17 protein-coding genes are annotated in these 16,545 nt (G+C 63.1%); 5 read left to right on the top strand and 12 right to left on the bottom strand.

Annotated elements, in window-relative coordinates:
• Positions 1 to 13: 13 nt before the first annotated feature.
• Positions 14 to 658, top strand: coding sequence for a cytochrome c oxidase assembly factor Coa1 family protein (locus tag LB524_RS00515; RefSeq protein WP_224523116.1), 645 nt, complete (start codon positions 14 to 16; stop codon positions 656 to 658).
• A 280-nt stretch (positions 659 to 938) separates the two neighbouring features.
• On the opposite strand, the gene mmsB is transcribed toward LB524_RS00515, so the two are convergent.
• The 3 genes from mmsB to LB524_RS00500 form a co-directional block, all read right to left on the bottom strand.
• Positions 939 to 1,823, bottom strand: coding sequence for a 3-hydroxyisobutyrate dehydrogenase (gene mmsB / locus LB524_RS00510; RefSeq protein WP_140615966.1), 885 nt, complete (start codon positions 1,821 to 1,823; stop codon positions 939 to 941).
• A 102-nt stretch (positions 1,824 to 1,925) separates the two neighbouring features.
• Positions 1,926 to 2,114 (bottom strand): four helix bundle protein, encoded by a 189-nt coding sequence (locus tag LB524_RS00505; protein ID WP_224523115.1) that lies wholly within the window; start codon positions 2,112 to 2,114, stop codon positions 1,926 to 1,928.
• A gap of 27 nt (positions 2,115 to 2,141) precedes the next feature.
• Complete coding sequence (locus LB524_RS00500; protein WP_140791780.1) at positions 2,142 to 3,308, bottom strand: isobutyryl-CoA dehydrogenase; 1,167 nt, start codon at positions 3,306 to 3,308, stop codon at positions 2,142 to 2,144.
• A gap of 144 nt (positions 3,309 to 3,452) precedes the next feature.
• Between LB524_RS00500 and LB524_RS00495 the strand changes: the two genes are divergently transcribed.
• Together LB524_RS00495 and LB524_RS00490 are read left to right on the top strand one after the other, a co-directional pair.
• On the top strand, positions 3,453 to 4,067 hold the full coding sequence (locus tag LB524_RS00495) for a dimethylsulfonioproprionate lyase family protein (protein ID WP_224523114.1): 615 nt from the start codon (positions 3,453 to 3,455) through the stop codon (positions 4,065 to 4,067).
• Positions 4,067 to 5,542 carry a cobyric acid synthase gene (locus LB524_RS00490; RefSeq protein ID WP_224523112.1) on the top strand — a complete coding sequence of 492 codons (1,476 nt, stop codon included), beginning with the start codon at positions 4,067 to 4,069 and terminating at the stop codon, positions 5,540 to 5,542. Before LB524_RS00495 ends, LB524_RS00490 begins: the two co-directional genes overlap by 1 nt.
• Positions 5,543 to 5,709: 167 nt before the next feature.
• On the opposite strand, the gene LB524_RS00485 is transcribed toward LB524_RS00490, so the two are convergent.
• Positions 5,710 to 5,880 (bottom strand): hypothetical protein, encoded by a 171-nt coding sequence (locus tag LB524_RS00485; protein WP_023769888.1) that lies wholly within the window; start codon positions 5,878 to 5,880, stop codon positions 5,710 to 5,712.
• Positions 5,881 to 5,931: 51 nt separating this feature from the next.
• On the bottom strand, positions 5,932 to 6,717 hold the full coding sequence (locus LB524_RS00480; protein WP_140724190.1) for a TSUP family transporter: 786 nt from the start codon (positions 6,715 to 6,717) through the stop codon (positions 5,932 to 5,934).
• 114 nt (positions 6,718 to 6,831) lie between these two features.
• On the opposite strand from LB524_RS00480, the gene LB524_RS00475 reads away from it, so the two are divergent.
• Positions 6,832 to 7,263, top strand: a complete 432-nt coding sequence (locus LB524_RS00475; protein ID WP_015317458.1) for a TerB family tellurite resistance protein — start codon at positions 6,832 to 6,834, stop codon at positions 7,261 to 7,263.
• Between the two features lie 16 nt (positions 7,264 to 7,279).
• On the opposite strand, the gene LB524_RS00470 is transcribed toward LB524_RS00475, so the two are convergent.
• The 5 genes from LB524_RS00470 to LB524_RS00450 form a co-directional block, all read right to left on the bottom strand.
• The gene (locus LB524_RS00470; protein WP_224523110.1) at positions 7,280 to 8,902 is read right to left on the bottom strand and encodes an ABC transporter ATP-binding protein; all 1,623 of its coding nucleotides are present in this window, start codon (positions 8,900 to 8,902) and stop codon (positions 7,280 to 7,282) included.
• On the bottom strand, positions 8,899 to 9,768 hold the full coding sequence (locus LB524_RS00465; protein ID WP_140615978.1) for an ABC transporter permease: 870 nt from the start codon (positions 9,766 to 9,768) through the stop codon (positions 8,899 to 8,901). The genes LB524_RS00470 and LB524_RS00465 overlap by 4 nt, the downstream gene beginning before the upstream one ends.
• Positions 9,765 to 10,712, bottom strand: coding sequence for an ABC transporter permease (locus LB524_RS00460; protein ID WP_224523108.1), 948 nt, complete (start codon positions 10,710 to 10,712; stop codon positions 9,765 to 9,767). The genes LB524_RS00465 and LB524_RS00460 overlap by 4 nt, the downstream gene beginning before the upstream one ends.
• Positions 10,713 to 10,746: 34 nt before the next feature.
• Positions 10,747 to 12,225, bottom strand: coding sequence for an ABC transporter substrate-binding protein (locus tag LB524_RS00455; RefSeq protein WP_224523106.1), 1,479 nt, complete (start codon positions 12,223 to 12,225; stop codon positions 10,747 to 10,749).
• Between the two features lie 161 nt (positions 12,226 to 12,386).
• Positions 12,387 to 13,667 (bottom strand): acetylornithine deacetylase/succinyl-diaminopimelate desuccinylase family protein, encoded by a 1,281-nt coding sequence (locus LB524_RS00450; RefSeq protein WP_224523104.1) that lies wholly within the window; start codon positions 13,665 to 13,667, stop codon positions 12,387 to 12,389.
• Positions 13,668 to 13,882: 215 nt separating this feature from the next.
• On the opposite strand from LB524_RS00450, the gene LB524_RS00445 reads away from it, so the two are divergent.
• The gene (locus LB524_RS00445; protein WP_140714882.1) at positions 13,883 to 14,311 is read left to right on the top strand and encodes a L,D-transpeptidase; all 429 of its coding nucleotides are present in this window, start codon (positions 13,883 to 13,885) and stop codon (positions 14,309 to 14,311) included.
• A gap of 70 nt (positions 14,312 to 14,381) precedes the next feature.
• Here the strand turns inward: LB524_RS00445 and LB524_RS00440 are convergent, their stop codons facing one another.
• Entirely contained in the window at positions 14,382 to 15,365 is a 984-nt protein-coding gene (locus tag LB524_RS00440; protein WP_181171093.1) for a lipid A biosynthesis lauroyl acyltransferase, read from the bottom strand.
• Between the two features lie 126 nt (positions 15,366 to 15,491).
• Positions 15,492 to 16,520: a zinc-binding dehydrogenase gene (locus LB524_RS00435; RefSeq protein ID WP_224523101.1), complete on the bottom strand. Its 1,029-nt coding sequence runs from the start codon at positions 16,518 to 16,520 to the stop codon at positions 15,492 to 15,494.
• Positions 16,521 to 16,545 lie beyond the last annotated feature (25 nt).

The raw sequence follows: 16,545 nt of genomic DNA, 5'->3' as shown, positions 1-16,545 counted from the left end.
GATGGGGAACAACATGGCCGGACAACCGCTCAACCAACCGGCTGAAATTCCAGCCGAACTCGATCGCTGGAACTGGGGCGCCTTCTTCCTCAACTGGATTTGGGGCATCGGCAACAGCACCTTCATCGCACTGCTGGCGCTGATCCCGGTCGTCAACCTCATCATGATCTTCGTGCTTGGCGCGCGCGGCAGCCGCTGGGCTTGGCAAAACCGGGCTTGGCGCGACGCCGAGCAGTTCCGCAAGACGCAGCGCAATTGGGCGATTGCCGGCCTTGCCGTATGGGTGGTCAGTATCGGCGGTTGTGCGACGATGGTCGGCAGCATCCCTTTCGTGCTCAAAGGCAGCGACGCCTACCGCATGACCATGGACGCCGTCCGCGCCGATGGTCGGGTCAAGGCCGCCATCGGCGACGATTTGGCCGACAATTTCTGGGTCGGCGGTCATCTCAACGTCAATGCGAATGGCGCGGGCGACGCCCAGTTCAGCATTCCCGTCCACGGCGCCAAGGGCAAGGGCACCGTATATTCCCATCTGGTTCGCAATGCCGGCACATGGAGTACGCGCCTGCTCGTGATCCGCGTCGACGGCGTCGATGCACCGATCGTGCTGACCAATGAAGACCATGTGCCGATCCCGGGTGCGGCGATCGGCATATAGACGGATCGTCAGTAATAAAGGGGTCGCAACGCAAAAACCGCGCCCCATCGGGAACGCGGCTTTGCCAGATACGCATGGCGTTTCGCTACGAAGACACTTGCGAAACTTACGGGCTCCGGTACGCGAGACCTGATCCGGAGCGCCGGGCGGATGCGATATGTCCGCCTCGCAATCTGTTTTACAGGGACATCGTTACCGCGGAGTTATCGAGAGCTTAAGCAAATCTAAATTTGCGGCCTTGGTCTGGAAGAACCCGAAAAAACTAGACTAAATCCGCTGTTTACGCCGAGTTGCCGCGCAGAAAATTTATTATGCCGGAGAAATCGGCGCCGCCATGGCCCTGGGCGTTGAAAAGGGCATAGAGCTGCGCCGCTTCTGCGCCAAGCGGTGTCACCGCGCCCGCGCCAAGCGCTGCTTCCTGCGACAATTTCAGGTCTTTCAGCATAAGAGCCGCCGCAAATCCGGGCTTGTAATCCCTGTTGGCGGGCGAAGTGGGAACCGGGCCAGGCACCGGGCAATAGGTGGTCAGCGACCAGCACTGGCCCGACGAGGTCGAGGCGACGTCGAACAGCGCCTGATGCGACAGGCCGAGTTTTTCCGCCAGCACGAACGCCTCGGCGACGCCGATCATCGAAATGCCGAGGATCATGTTGTTGCAGATCTTCGCCGCCTGTCCGGCGCCGTCACCGCCGCAATGGACGATGCGTCCGGCCATCGGCTTCAGGATCGGCTCGGCGGCCGAGAAGGCATCGTCGGCTCCCCCAGCCATGAAGGTCAATGTACCGGCCGTGGCACCACCGGTGCCGCCCGAAACCGGCGCGTCGATGGACAGCAGGCCGTGCTTTGCTGCGATCGAATGCGCCTTGCGCGCCGATTCGACGTCGATCGTCGAGGAATCGATGAACAGCGCGCCGTTCCTGGCCTTGGGAGCAATGTCCCCATAGACCGACAGCACGTGCTTGCCGGCCGGCAGCATGGTGATGACCACGTCGGCATCCTTCACCGCCGCGAGCGCATTGGCCATAACGACGACGCCATGTTCGCGCGCGACCGCGAGGTTTTCCGGCATCAGGTCGAAACCGTGCACGGCATGCCCAGCCTTGACCAGGTTTGCGGCCATCGGATTGCCCATATTGCCGAGGCCGATGAAGGCGATGGTGGTCATAGTGGCGCTCCGTGATTGGGTAAGTAGGCAGTAGGCAGTAGGCAGTAGGCAGTAGGCAGTAGGCAGTAGGCAGTAGGCAGTAGGCAGTAGGCAGTAGGCAATCTATTCCGGCGCAAGTTTGCTGATGAGTTGGCGGAGCATTTTTCCGATGCCCTCGGTTGCTAACAGCATGCGGTCAGCTTGATCATGCGTGGCAAGACCGATGCGCTCAGCGATCTGGAGATGGGTCTCCAACTCCTTCAGCGAGCCTTGGACGATCCTGAGAAACTGCCGATTGATCGTGCCGGTCATCTATCTACTGCCTACTGCCTACTGCCTCTACCGTCCTATCAGCGCTCGCGCGATGATGACGCGCATGATTTCGTTGGTGCCTTCGAGGATCTGGTGCACCCTGAGATCGCGCACCAGCTTCTCGATGCCGTAATCATGCAGATAGCCGTAGCCGCCGAGCAGTTGCAGCGCGTCGTTGGCGACGTTGAAGCCGGTGTCGGTGACGAAGCGCTTGGCCATTGCCGACCATTTGCCGGCATCCGGCGCCTTGCGGTCGAGTTTGGAGGCCGCCGCATAGAGGAAGATGCGCGCCGCCTGCAACTCTGTCTCCATGTCGGCCAGCCTGAACTGCAGCGCCTGGAACTGGTTGATCTTCGAGCCGAATGCCTTGCGCTCGGCGGTATAGGACAGCGCCTTGTCGAGCGCCGACTGGGCGCCGCCCAGCGAACAGGCGGCGATGTTCAGCCGGCCGCCGTCGAGCCCGGCCATGGCGATGCCGAAGCCGGCGCCTTCGCCCGACAAGAGGTTCTCCGCCGGCACCTTGCAATCCTCGAAGATGACCTGGCGGGTCGATTGCATGTGCCAGCCCATCTTGTGCTCATTGGCGCCGAAGGAGAGGCCGGGCGCATCCTTGGGCACGACGATGGTGGAGATGCCTTTCGGGCCGTCGGCGCCGGTGCGCACCATGACGGCATAGACATCGCTGTCGCCGGCGCCGGAGATGAACTGCTTGGCGCCGTTGAGGATGTAATCGCCGCCGCTTTTCGCCGCGCGCGTCTTCAGCGCCGCCGCATCCGAACCCGAGCCAGGCTCGGTCAGGCAATAGCTCGCCAGCCATTCCATGGAGGTGAGCTTCGGCAGGAAGCGCTGGCGCTGCTCATCATTGCCGAACCGGTCGATCATCGAGGCCACCATGTTGTGGATCGAGATGAAGGAGGAAAAGGCCGGGTCGGCGTGCGACAGCGCCTCGAAGATCAGTACGGCGTCGAGCCGGCCGAGCGCGGAACCGCCGACATCGTCCCTGACATAGATGCCGCCGAGGCCGAGCGGCCCCGTCTCGCGAATCACATCGGCGGGGAAATGTCGCCTGCGGTCCCAGTCGAGCGCATTGGGCGCCACGCGATCGGCGGCGAAGGCCCGCGCCATCTCCTGGATGGCACGCTGTTCCTCATTGAGTTCGAACTGGCTGGTGCTCGCATCGACCGCGGCGTCCATGGCGTGCTCCCTGTAGGCTGGCCAGCTAGCCCGCTGGCCTGTCGTTTTTGGCTTTGCGCGCGCATCAATCTAGACCAATGATGCCGCCGCGCAACCCGACCTATCGCGGAGCGGCTGTGCACCAATGCATGCCCGGAGCAAGATGTGACGACAAAATTCGATGAGCTGCTGGAAAAGTTCCACGCCTATCTCGCTTCCGTCGATGACGCTCTGGTGCGCGACGCCGTGGCACGCACAGGTTGGGACATGCCGGCCCGAAAGTTGGAGCCGCATGCGCTTGGCTGCCTGCGCCATCTTGATCGCGGGGCCGGACTGGCACCGCCGGATGCGAGGCCGCTGGTGCGATTGCTGGCCGAGCAGCGCAACGAACTGCATTGGGGACAGACCTACACCGAGGCTGATTTCGGCAGGGCCTTCATCGACAATTACGGCTGGCTGGAAATCTTCGGCACGCGTGGGCACTTCGTCAACGAAGAGGCTGCCGCCGGGCTGCTGATTCTTGGACCCGGGATCGTCTACCCCGACCATCATCACGTCGCCGAGGAAATCTATATTCCGCTGACCGGCGGTACGGAATGGCGCATGGGCGAAAGCGGTTTTCGCAGGCGGGAGGCCGGCGAGGTCGTCCACCATGCCTCCAACGTCAACCATGCCATGCGAACGGGCAAGGAGCCGCTGCTGGCGCTCTATATCTGGCGCGGCGGGCCGTTGGCGCAAAAATCCACGATCACCGGCACCGCGACGCAGGTCAGAGGCTGATGGCCAGGGCAATCATGCTGCAAGGCACAGGGTCGGATGTCGGCAAGACGGTGCTGGTCGCAGGCCTTTGCCGCGCCGCGAAAAAGCGTGGCCTGAAGGTGCGGCCATTCAAGCCGCAGAACATGTCGAACAACGCCGCCGTCGCCGATATCCCCGGCGACAACAACCATGGTGGCGGCGAGATCGGCCGCGCGCAATGGCTGCAGGCGATCGCCTGCGGCGTGCCGCCATCGGTGCATATGAACCCGGTGCTGCTCAAGCCGCAGACCGATGTCGGCGCGCAGGTCATCGTCCAGGGCAAGGTGTTCGGCGAGGCGCGGGCGCGCGACTACCAGGCGCTGAAGGGCCGGCTGATGGATGCAGTGCTGGAGTCCTGGGGCAAGGTCGGCGAGGGCGCCGACCTCGTCATCGTGGAGGGCGCCGGCTCGCCGGCCGAAATCAACCTCCGCAGCCGCGATATCGCCAATATGGGCTTTGCCACGCGCGCCGATGTGCCGGTGGTGCTGGTCGGCGACATCGATCGCGGTGGCGTCATCGCCTCGGTCGCGGGCACGCATCTGATCCTGCCGCAAGAAGACCGGCGCATGATCGTCGGCTATCTCATCAACAAGTTCCGGGGCGATGTCTCGCTGTTCGATGACGGCATCAAGGCGATCGAGAAGTTCACCGACTGGCGCTGTTTCGGCGTCGTGCCGTGGCTGAAGGCTGCGGCACGGCTACCCTCGGAAGATTCCGTCGTGCTGGAGCGGCTGGCATCCGGCGAGGCGCGCGCGCTCAAGGTGGCGGTGCCGATGCTTGGCCGCATTGCGAATTTCGACGATCTCGACCCGCTCAAGGCCGAACCGCAGGTCGAAGTGGTGTTCGTGCCGCCGGGAAAGAAGCTGCCGGCCGATGCCGGGCTGGTGGTCATTCCCGGCTCCAAGTCGACGATCGGCGATCTCCTGAAGTTTCGCGAGAATGGTTGGGATCGGGATCTTGCGGCGCACCGCAAGCGCGGCGGCCATGTCGTCGGCATCTGCGGCGGGTTCCAGATGCTCGGCCGCATGGTACGCGATCCCGACGGCATCGAAGGTTCCGTCACGGAAGCCGAGGGGCTCGGCCTGCTCGATGTCGAGACGGTGATGGAGCCGGAAAAGACTGTGCGCAATGTCACCGCCCGCTCGGTACCGTTCGATCTGCCGCTCGAAGGCTACGAAATCCACCTCGGCCGCACCACGGGTCCGGACACCAGGCGCCCGTCGGCGATCATCAATGGCGCCGAGGATGGCGCGATCTCGGCAGACGGCAAGGTGATCGGCACTTACATGCATGGCCTGTTCGGCGCCGACGGCTTTCGCGGGAAATTCCTCGAAAGCCTAGGCATCAAGGGCGGTGGCCTCGACTATCGTGCCGAAGTCGAGCGGGCGCTGGACGAAGTCGCGGCCGAGCTGGAGACCCATCTCGACTGCGACGCGATTTTTTCGCTGGCGCGTTGAAGGTCGGGCCTTCTCGCTGGCCTTCGGCCAGTACGTGCCGAACGACCAGACATCTCGATTGGCATTGCCCATCCTTCCGCCAAGCGAATCTAGCAGAGCCCGCATTAGAATCAAAAACGCCCGGCTTGGCCGGGCGCTCTCAGTCCCCGCTTGTCGAGGGAAACTTGTCAGGCGCCGCGCATCAGGCAGCCGGCGGCCAGCACGATGTAGGCGATAAGAACAATCCACACCGATGCGATCGGAATGAACGCGAGGACGCCAAGCGCGGCAAGAATGCCGATGATGGCGATGACAACGGAGATGATGAAAACAATCTGGGTAGGCGCGCTGAGATTCATGTCTGGCTCCTCCAACATGATTCGAACATCAGCACTGTAACAGGCGCGTGATCACAGACCAATCATGACACGCAACGGGTTGGCCGGATCGGCCAGCAGCTTCACCGCCAGAGCCACGCAGACGATGACCAGCAGCGGCTTGATCAGCTTGGCGCCGATACGCATGGCCAAGCTCGCGCCAACGCGGGCGCCGAGGAACTGGGCGACGCCCATCATCAGGCCAATCTTCCATGAGATGACGCCTACAGCGGCAAAGATGATGAAGCCGCCGATGTTGGAGGCGAAATTGAGCAGTTTGGTGTGCGCCGTTGCCTTGAGCACGCCGTAGCCGGCGAGCGTCACGAAGGCCAGCATGTAGAAGGAACCGGCGCCCGGCCCGAATACGCCATCATAGAAGCCGATGGCCGGCACCACGGTCACGCCGAATAGGAAGGGCGACAGGCGCTCGGCCCGGTCGACATCGTTCATGTTGGGCTTGAGCGCGAAGTAGAGCGCAATGGCAATCAGCACCAGCGGCAGGGCCGCGCGTAACAGGTCGCCGGGCACGACCGTGGCCAGCAGTGCGCCGATGGCGCCGCCGGCGAGGGCAAGCAGCGCCGATGGCAACTGCCGGCGCAGGTCGACATGGCCTTTCGAGGCGTAGTGGATCGTCGCCGACCCGGAGCCGAACATGCCTTGCAGTTTGTTGGTTCCAAGCGCCTCGACCGGCGAAAAACCGGCGAGCAGCAGCGCCGGAATGGTGATCAGCCCGCCGCCGCCGGCAATCGAATCGACAAAGCCCGCGGCAAAGGCGGCGAAAGCGAGCATGGCGATGGTCTGGGCGGTGAGGTCGATCATCTGATATGTCGAGATGTCCGTCGGCTGCAGCGCGCGTTCGACCACGGCCACCCCGTTTGCGCAAGGCCGATTCCGCGCTAATTCTGTTGACGAGGAATCGGAAAGGGGCCGTTCATGGCATTCGCATTGCTGGACCAGATACGCTCGATCTTCGACGGCGACCCGGGCGTGCGCAAGGTCGCGGACGATCCCGTCCTGTCGGCGGAACTGCTGATGCTGTTCCGGATGATCCTGGCCGATGGCACGGTGAGCGAGAGCGAGATGATCGCCTTCCGGCGCATCTGCAAGGATGCTTTCGGCATTCCGGAAACCAGCATCGACGCGGTCATCGAATATCTCAACGAATTCGGCTACGAGACCAACGGCTCGCAGGCGATCGCGCTGTTTCGCGACCTCGACGTCGGGCGGCGCAAGCAATTGGCGCAGCACATGGCGGAAATCGCCAAGGCGGATTCGCAACTGGCCGAGACCGAGGTGCGCCTGTTGCGCCGCACGCTCGATTTGCTCGACATCAGCCCGGTCGATGTGGTGAAGCCGGAAGAGTAGCGGGCGGATCGGCAACTCACCCTTGTTCCTGCATCCGTTTCGCGATCGCCCGGCGCAGATCCGGCGCCGCAGCGACAAGCGCCTTGGCCGCCTCTGATTGTGGCTGATCGAGCAGTTCGCTCGTCCTGCCGCGCTCGACGATCTTGCCGTCATGCATGACAAGCACCTCATCCGTGATGGCGCGGGCGACGGCCAGGTCATGGGTGATGAAGAGATAGGCGATGCCGAGTTTCTGGTTGAGTCCGGCGAAGAGGTCCAGGATCTGTGCACGGATCGAGACATCGAGTGCCGAGACCGGCTCGTCGGCGACGACAAGCTTGGGGCGCGTGATGATGGCGCGGGCGATCGACAGGCGTTGGCGCTGGCCGCCGGAAAATTCGTGCGGATATTTGTGCATGTCGCGTTGGTCGAGGCCGACCTCGTGCAGCGCATGCGCCACCATCTCGCGGCGCTCGGCGCGCGTCGGTTTTTTCTCCAGGACATGCAGGGGTTCGGCGACCAGTTTTTCGACCTTCTGGCGCGGATCGAAGGAGCCGTAGGGGTCCTGGAAGACAACCTGCATATCGCGCCTGGCCGGCTTCAGCTCGGCCTCGCTCCTGCCGGTGATGGGTTCGCCGCGAAAGCGGATCACGCCCGAACTCGGCCGGTCCAACGCCAGGATCATGCGGGCAAGGGTCGACTTGCCGCAGCCGGAGCGGCCGACCAGCGCCACCGACTGGCCCGGCGCCATCGACAGGGAGACATCGTCGACCGCACGTATGTCGGGCGCGCGCCTGAACAGTGAGATGCGGCGGCCGGGGTAGTCGCGGCTGACGCCCTCAACCTGCAGCAAGGGTTGGTCCATCCCGACACGATGAGGCTTGGCGCGCGCCGGAACATGCATCGAGGCCTGTGCCAGCTGGCGCGTATAGGGGTGGAACTGTTCCGAGAGCGTACGCGCCGTGTCGCCGGCGTCCATCACCTCGCCATGGCGCAGGATGGTGATGCGGTCGGCCATCTCTGTTACGACAGCGAGATCATGCGAGACCAGCAGCAGACCCATGCGGTTCTCCGCCACGAGATCGCGCAGGAGGTCGAGGATCTGTGCCTGCAGCACCACGTCGAGCGCCGTCGTCGGCTCGTCGGCGATCAGCAGCTTCGGCTTCAGCGCGCAGGCGATGGCGATGACGACGCGCTGGCGCTGGCCGCCCGACAATTCGTGCGGATAGCGCGACAGCGGGAATTTCGCTTCGGGCAGGCCGACGCGGTCGAGCATTTTTCGCGCCCGCTCCTCGGCGTCGGCACGGCTTGCCCTGGTGTGCCAGCGTATGCCTTCGGCGACTTGTTCGCCGATCGTCTTGACCGGATTGAGCGCCGTCATCGGCTCCTGGAAAACCATGCCGATGTCGTCGCCGCGCAAGGCACACATCTGGTCCTCGGTCGCGCCGAGAATATCGATGCCGTCGAATGTGATGCGCCCGGTGGCGCGTGCGGCATGGGGCAGGAGCCGCATCACCGTCAGCGCGATCATCGATTTGCCGGAGCCGGATTCGCCGACCAGCCCCATCACTTCGCCGGGCGCGACGGAGAGCTCCATATCTTTCAGGATCTGTGTGTCGCCGATGACCAGCGACAGATTATCGACTTCGAGTAGGCTCATCGCTGCCGCCGCGACTTCGGGTCGAGAATGTCGGCGATGCCGTCGCCCAGAAGATTCAGGCCGAGCACGGTGACGACGATCGCCATGCCGGGGAAGATCGCCATCCACGGCGCCACCACCATGCGCGTCTGGGCGTCGAACAGCATGCGGCCCCAACTCGGCATTGGGGGCTGAGCGCCGAGGCCGAGATAGGAAAGCCCAGCTTCGGCCAGGATGCCCAGCGCGAACTGGATTGTGCCCTGCACGAGGAGCAGCGTGGCGATGTTGGGCAGCACGTGTTCGATCGATATCTGCGTGCTGCTCTTGCCGGCGGCGCGCGCGGCGAGGATGAATTCGCGCGGCCAGACGGCCAGCGCGCCGGCGCGGGCGACGCGGGCGAACACCGGAATGTTGAAGATACCGATGGCTATGATCGCGTTGACGGCGCCCGGCCCGAAGATGGCTGTTATCATGATGGCCGACAGCAGCGCGGGGAACGCGAAGACGAGGTCGTTGATGCGCATCAGCGCCTCGTCGGCGAGGCCGCCGCGCGCGGCGGCGAAGGCGCCAAGCGGCACGCCGACACCCATGCCGATCCCGACGGCGACCAGCGCCACGGCGATCGAGTTGCGGGCGCCAACCATGATCATCGACAGGATATCGCGGCCGAAATGGTCGGTGCCGAACCAGTGCGCCAGCGAGGGACCTTGCGTCTTGTCCGCTATGACGAGCCTCGTCACATCGAAGGGTGTCCAGACATAGGAGACGACAGCCATCGCCAGGATCAGCACGGTGATGACGAAACCGGTAACGAAAGCGGTGTTCCCAAACGCCTTGGCCAGGATGCCGCGGAACGTCTCGTCGGGGATGTCGATGCGCAGCGTCATTGCCGGGTCCTCAGGCGGGGATCGACCACCGCATAGGAAAGGTCGACGACGAGGTTGACGGCAATGACGGCGGCGACCAGCAGCATGACGACGCTCTCGACGACGATCAGGTCGCGCTGGGTGATCGCCTGGAACACCAGCCGGCCGAGCCCGGGCAAATAGAAGACATTTTCGATGATGATGGTGCCGGCGAGCAGGAAGGCGAACTGCAGGCCAAGGATGGTCAGCACCGGGATCATGGCGTTGCGTAGCGCGTGCCGCCACAGCACGGCTCGATAGGGCAGGCCCTTGGCGCGGGCGGTGCGGATGTAATCCTCGTTGAGCACCTCGATCAGCGCCGAGCGGGTGACGCGCGCCAGGATCGCCGCTTGCGGCAAGGCAAGCGCCACCGCCGGCAACAGCAGCGATTTCAGTGCCGGCCAGGCGCCGGCGCCCCAACCAGGAAAACCACCGGCCGGGACCAGACGCAGCCAGACGGCGAAGACATAGATCAGCATCAGCGCGAACCAGAAATTGGGCACGGCAACGCCAAGCTGCGCGATGCCCATTGAAATCGTATCGCCGGCCCGTCCGCGCCGGCTGGCCGAAAACAGGCCGACCGGAATGGCGGTCAAGGTGGAGAGCGCGAGCGCGATCAGCGCCAGCGGCAGCGAGACGGCCAGCCGTTCACGCACGAGATCGATGACCGGGACCGAGTAGGTATAGGAGCGGCCGAAATCGAGGGTGAGCAAGCCGCCGGCCCAGTGCAGATAGCGCAGTACGATCGGCGCGTTGAGGCCCATCTGGTTGCGCAAGAGTTCCACTTGGTCGGCACTGGCGTTCATGCCCAGCATCAGCCGCGCCGGATCGCCGGGGAGGATCTCCAGCACGGCGAACACCACCATCGAGGCAAGCACCAGCGTGGCTAAAGCGACGGCGAGGCGCTTGAGGAGGTAGGCGCTCATGGAAGGCGAGGGAGTGGCGCGCGCACCACGAACCTCACTCGCTCCACTTCACCTTGGTCAGGTCATTGGCCTGGATCGGCGCATTTTCCCACAGGCCTTGCAGCTTGGCGTCCCAGACACCGACCTTGGGCAATTCGTAGAGGAAGCCGACCACGGCGTCGTCGGCCAGGATCTTCTGCGCCTCGCCAAGCAGTTCCTTGCGCTTGGCCTCGTCGGAGGTGAGGTTGAGGTCGGCGATCACCTTGTCGAAGGTCGGATTGTCGTAGTTGAAGTAATAGTCCTTGCGCGCATAGATATCGATGTCGTTGGGCTCGGTGTGGGAGACGATGGTCAGGTCGTAATCCTTCTTGGTGAACACCTGGTCCAGCCACTGCGCCCATTCGACCGGGATGATCTCCAGGTTGATGCCGACATCGCGAAGTTGCGAGGCGATGATCTCGCCACCGAGCCGTGCATAGCTGGGCGGCGGCAGTTTCAGCGTTGCCTTGAAGCCGTTCTCCAGCCCGGCCTCCTTCAGCAGTTCCTTGGCCTTGTCGACATTGTGTGGATAGAGGCCGGTGAGGTCGACATAGTCCTTGTTCGCCGGCGACATATGCGAGCCGATCGGCAGGCCAAGGCCGGCTGAGGCGCCGTCGATGATCGCCTTGCGGTCGAGCGCGTAGGAGATCGCCTGCCTGACCTGCAGCTTGTCGAAAGGTGGCTTCTTGTTGTTGATCGAGAGGATGGTCTCGCCTTCGGTCGAACCGATCACCACCTTGAAACGCGGATCGTCCTTGACCTGTGCGAGGCTGTCGGGATCGAAGAAGGGGAAGGCCTGGATGTCGCCGGACGAAAGGGCCGGCACATAGGCCGCGGCATCGGGCACGATGCGGAACTCGACCTTGTCGAGGAACACCGGAGCGCCCCAGTAATGGTCAGATTTGACCAGTGTGATCGATGATCCCTTGGCCCAGTTCTGGAACTTGAACGGGCCGGTGCCAACCGGGTTTTCCTTGTTGGTGGCGGCGGATTTCGGCGACACCATCACCGCGTCGCCCCAGCCCATATTGTAAAGGAAGGATCCTTGCGGGTTTTTCAGCGTGACTTTCACCGTCGCCGGATCGATGACATCGACCTTGTCGATGGCCGCGAACAGGCCCTTCTGCGCGTTGACCGAATTGTCGGCGCGGGCACGGTCGAGCGAGAATTTCACGTCATCGGCGCTGAAATCGGCGCCGTCGTGGAATTTGACGCGGGTGTGCAGCTTGAAGGTGTAGACCTTGCCGTCATCGGAAATGGTCCAGCTTTCCGCCAGATCCGGCAGCACCTCGCCATTGGGTCCGATCCGGGTCAGGCCCTCGAAGACATTGGCGTAGAGCACTTCCTTGATCGCCGCCGCGGCACCAGCGGTTGGGTCGAGATGCGGCGGTTCGAGCGGAATGCCGATGACCAGGTCGGTTCGGGCCGCAAAGGCGGAGGTTCCTGCGGCCAATGCGAGAACCGCGGCGGCCAGAATGGTTTTCCACAATCTCATCGTGCAACTCCCCATGCGTTCAGGACACGTGCTCAAGCCGGGCGATAGAAGCGTGATTTCGCGTGGGAGTAAATTGCGTTTCGTGCTGCCAGGCGGGATGGCGGGGAATGTTTTTGCCGTGCCAGCCCTGTCGGCGGGCCGAAGCTTATCGCGATGCAGGGTTATCCCGTGGCCGTGCCGCGCAGCAGCACGTTCAGCCCGATCGCCATCACCTTGGCCGATTCCACCATGTCCGATATGCCAACCCACTCGTCCGGCCGATGGGCGAGGTCGAGAATGCCCGGGCCATAGGCGATGCAGTCGTGGATATGCCCGATGCGGGCGATGTGCTTCTGGTCGTAGGTGCCGGGCGAAATGACGTAGTCGGGCTCGCGGTCGAAGATCGCATGAATGCCTTGCGCCACCGCCTTGACGACGGGCGCGTCGCGCTCGGTCATCAGCGGCAGTACTTCCATCAGATCGCGGATCTCGTAGTCGAATTTTTTGCGCTCGCGCTTCAGCCGGTCGAGAATGCCGGTCACTTCGGCTTTGACGGTTGCCAGATCCTCCTCGAGAAGGAAGCGGCGGTCGATGGTCAGACGGCAGGAATCGGGCACGTTGGGCGAGGGCAGGCCGGGGCGGAAATCCTCGGTCTGGCCGCCATGAACGGAATTGATGTTCATGGTCGAGCGCCTGGCGCCTTCCGGCACCACCGGCATGCGCGTGATCTTGCGGTCGAGTGCCGGGAACAGTTCGTCCTCGAATGCCTGCAGCACCGCACCCATATGGCGCACCGCATTGTCGCCGAGAAACGGCATCGAGCCGTGCGCGATTTCACCCTTGGTCTCGATCTCCGCCCACCAGACGCCGCGATGGCCGAGGCAGATGCGGTCCTTGTTGAGAGGCTCGGGAATGATGACGTGATCGACCCTGGGTTTCGAGAAATAGCCGAGCCCGGCCAGATGGGCGACGCCGCCGAAGCCGCCGGATTCCTCATCGACCGTTCCCGAGATCTCGATGGCGCCCGGAAAGTCGGGAAAGACTTCCAAAAAGGCTTCGACAGCGATGATGGAGGCGGCGAGGCCGCCCTTCATATCGCAGGCGCCGCGTCCATAGACCTTGCCATCCCTGACGATGCCGGCGAACGGATCGACGGTCCAGCCGTCGCCGGGTTCGACAACGTCGATATGCGAATTGAAATGGACGCAGGCACCAGGTGACCGTCCATCAAACCGCGCAACGACATTGATGCGCGGATAGCGATCGGTGTCGCCGGGCGTGCCGTCGGCGCGGATGAACTCGGTCTCGAAGCCGCTCTTCCTTAGCCGCGCACCGATATAGTCGGCGCATGGCCCGTAGGCTTCGCCGGGTGGATTTATGGTCGGAAAGCGGATCAGGTCGGCGGTCAGCGCCACCAACTCGTCGCGCCTGATGTCGATTGCCTTGAGGAGTCGCCCGTTCATGCCGCGAGTTGAGCAGCGATCCCAGTGGTTTTGCAAGCCCGTGATCAAACCCGTGCAACGTGTCGTTGTGGCAACTATCGCGGGAAATCGTTCAAATTCACTGCTTTGGATTGGCGAATTGGTCAAAGACTGTGTGTTATCTGTTCACCGCCATTAAAAAGGTGAAAAACAACGTGATGGCGAGCAGGCAAGGGCAATCAAAGGGGTTTGATCGCATGAAAATGTCATTTCTCAAGGCAGCAGTATTGGTCGTTGCGCTGTTTGGCGCATCGGCGGCAAGTCAGGCGGCCACATTGGTGGCGAACATCGACGTGTCGTCGCAGACGATGACGGTTCGTTATGGCGATTCTGTCTATAGGTGGGCCGTCTCGACCGCCCGTCCGGGCTATTTCACGCCGCGTGGCACCTACCGGCCGCAGCGCACGGCGCGGATGTGGTATTCGCGCAAATACGACATGTCGCCGATGCCGTACTCGGTGTTCTTCCGTGGCGGCTATGCCATCCATGGAACGGGCGCCGTCAGGCAGCTCGGCCGTCCGGCTTCGCATGGCTGCGTAAGGCTGCATACAGCCAATGCCGCGGCCTTCTATTCAATGGTCCGCGAAGTGGGCTTCGGCAATACGCGCATCGTCGTCACCAATTAGGCAATTGGCGATTTGTTGATACAGGCTTTGTTTGCTGGCGGAGGAACTCACGTTCCCGCCAGCGGCTTGCTCATGTGTTTGAGACGGGAGCCGGCTTGGTGCGGTTTTTCCGCCGCCACTTGCTGATCTCCCACCTTTTGTGGAACCACATCCATTGGCCTGGATCCTCTCGGACCCAGCGCTCGACGACGTCGTTCAGCATCTGGGTGGTGGCGTGGACATCGACGCTGCCGTCGGCGGTGCGCGGCAGGACCAACTTGTCCTCGATCTCGAGCCGGAAGCGGTTGCCCGGCAACCTGATACAACGCGCCGGATAGACGTCGCAGTCATAGTGGCGGGCAAGGGTGCCGAGCACGCGGTTGCTCTGGCAGGGACGGCCGAAGAAGGTCGTGTCCAGGCCGTTGGAGAATTTCTGGTCGACGAGAACGCCGATATTGCCGCCATTCTCCAACACCCCCGCCAGCGCGAACGAGGCACCGGCCATCGAAGGCAGCAAGCCTCCCATGGTCGATCGCCTTGTCGAAAGGATGTAGTCGGCGAGGTAGGGGTTGTTGGGCGGCCGAAACAGCGCCGTGATGTTCATGCCGAAGGTCGCGGCCGCCACCGGCAGCAGCTCGAAATTGCCGAGATGGCCGGTGAAGACGATGTGCGGCTGCTTCTCGGCCGCGATCTCCACGAAATGCTCTGTTCCCTTGACCTCGATACGGCCGGACTTTCCGGCCGCTGGATCATAGTCGAACAGGGCGTCGAGGAAGATGTATTCAGCGGCAAGGCGGGCCATGTTGCCCCACATGTCGGAGGCGATGGCCCGGATTTCGTCCTCGCTCTTTTCCGGATAGGCCTTGCGCAGATTGTCGAGGGCGACCTGGTGGCGTCCGACCCTTGGACCGATGAGGCGTGCGGTGCGGTCGGCAAAATTCAGCGCGCTGTCGACCGGCAGCAGGCGCAGCAGCGACATGATGACCATCGCGAGACGCGCAACAAACCAGTAATTCACCTGGCGCAATTGTCTGCCATAGCGAAATTTCAGATCGCGGCGAAGCTTCTTGAGCACGGAAATCGAGGCTCTAGAGCATGATGCCGAAAAGTGTGAAGCGGTTTTCGGATGACATCATGCTCTATTCCTTGATTTAGAGGCGGATTCAGATTTCAGGTCAATTCGACCTGAAATCATCCGACTCTAGGCGACGCGCAGGATGATCTTGCCGAAAACGTCGCGGCCTTCCATGCGCTTCAGCGCGGCATCGATATCGTCGAAGCCGACCTCGGTGTCGATCACCGGAGCGACCTGTCCAGCGGCCATCTTCTGCATGGCGTTGGCCATGTTCTCCATCCGGCAACCGAAGGATCCGAGCAGTTTCAACTGCTGCTGGAAGAGCTGCATCAGGTTGATCTGAGTCGACACGCCGGAGGTCGAACCGCAGGTCACAAGGCGACCGCCGCGCTTCAGGCACAGCATCGAACCGGCAAAGGTGTCGGTGCCCACATGCTCGAACACCACGTCGACGCCTTTCTTCTTCGTCAGCTTGCGCACGACGCCCTCGAAACGATCGTCGCGGTAGTTGATGACATGGTCGGCGCCGAGCGCCTTGGCCTTGTCGATCTTGTCGTTCGAGCCGACCGTGGTGATGATCGTGCAGCCCATCCGCTTGGCCAGCTGGATGGCCGCCGAGCCGATGCCGGATCCGCCGGCATGGACGAGGATCGTCTCACCGGGCTGCAGCCTGGCATTGTCGAACAGCATGTGCTCGACGGTGCCGAAGGTAACGGGCGCCACGGCAGCCCCGATATCGGTCACACCGGGCGGGGCGGGGACCAGCAGGCGCGCCGGCAGGTTGATCTTCTCCTGCGCGAAACCGTCGAGATGGAAGCCGTGAACGCCCGAAACATGCTCGCACAGATTGTCGCGGCCTTCGCGGCAGGCACGACAGAGGCCGCAGGTGCGCGCGCCGTAGATCGATACCAATTGTCCGGGCAGCAGGCTGGAAACGCCGGGACCGACCGCCTCTACCTCGCCGGAGGCCTCGGCACCCACGACCAGCGGCAGCTTGCGCTTGGCGAAGGCCATGCCGCGCCAGCCCCAGACGTCGATGTGGTTCAGCGCCACCGCCTTGATGCGCAGCGTCACTTCGCCAAGCGCGGGAGGCGGCGGGGGTGGCAGGTCCACCGTTTCAAGGCGGCGGTCCTCGATAAGTTGCAGTGCGCGCATGGAGCCTGTCGGTTCTGTTAAGCGG

Source organism: Mesorhizobium sp. ESP6-5, assembly GCF_020164695.1.
In the GTDB taxonomy this organism is placed as follows: Bacteria; Pseudomonadota; Alphaproteobacteria; order Rhizobiales; family Rhizobiaceae; genus Mesorhizobium; species Mesorhizobium australicum.
This window is presented reverse-complemented; position numbering and strand designations above follow the sequence as displayed.

Coding starts and splice junctions, on each gene's coding strand:
- LB524_RS00505 (WP_224523115.1), bottom strand. CDS start 2,114: ATGACCGGCACGATCAATCGGCAGTTTCTCAGGATCGTCCAAGGCTCG.
- LB524_RS00455 (WP_224523106.1), bottom strand. CDS start 12,225: ATGAGATTGTGGAAAACCATTCTGGCCGCCGCGGTTCTCGCATTGGCC.
- LB524_RS00465 (WP_140615978.1), bottom strand. CDS start 9,768: ATGACGCTGCGCATCGACATCCCCGACGAGACGTTCCGCGGCATCCTG.
- LB524_RS00435 (WP_224523101.1), bottom strand. CDS start 16,520: ATGCGCGCACTGCAACTTATCGAGGACCGCCGCCTTGAAACGGTGGAC.
- LB524_RS00500 (WP_140791780.1), bottom strand. CDS start 3,308: ATGGACGCCGCGGTCGATGCGAGCACCAGCCAGTTCGAACTCAATGAG.
- LB524_RS00480 (WP_140724190.1), bottom strand. CDS start 6,717: ATGATCGACCTCACCGCCCAGACCATCGCCATGCTCGCTTTCGCCGCC.
- LB524_RS00460 (WP_224523108.1), bottom strand. CDS start 10,712: ATGAGCGCCTACCTCCTCAAGCGCCTCGCCGTCGCTTTAGCCACGCTG.
- mmsB (WP_140615966.1), bottom strand. CDS start 1,823: ATGACCACCATCGCCTTCATCGGCCTCGGCAATATGGGCAATCCGATG.
- LB524_RS00445 (WP_140714882.1), top strand. CDS start 13,883: ATGAAAATGTCATTTCTCAAGGCAGCAGTATTGGTCGTTGCGCTGTTT.
- LB524_RS00475 (WP_015317458.1), top strand. CDS start 6,832: ATGGCATTCGCATTGCTGGACCAGATACGCTCGATCTTCGACGGCGAC.
- LB524_RS00450 (WP_224523104.1), bottom strand. CDS start 13,667: ATGAACGGGCGACTCCTCAAGGCAATCGACATCAGGCGCGACGAGTTG.
- LB524_RS00515 (WP_224523116.1), top strand. CDS start 14: ATGGCCGGACAACCGCTCAACCAACCGGCTGAAATTCCAGCCGAACTC.
- LB524_RS00470 (WP_224523110.1), bottom strand. CDS start 8,902: ATGAGCCTACTCGAAGTCGATAATCTGTCGCTGGTCATCGGCGACACA.
- LB524_RS00485 (WP_023769888.1), bottom strand. CDS start 5,880: ATGAATCTCAGCGCGCCTACCCAGATTGTTTTCATCATCTCCGTTGTC.
- LB524_RS00490 (WP_224523112.1), top strand. CDS start 4,067: ATGGCCAGGGCAATCATGCTGCAAGGCACAGGGTCGGATGTCGGCAAG.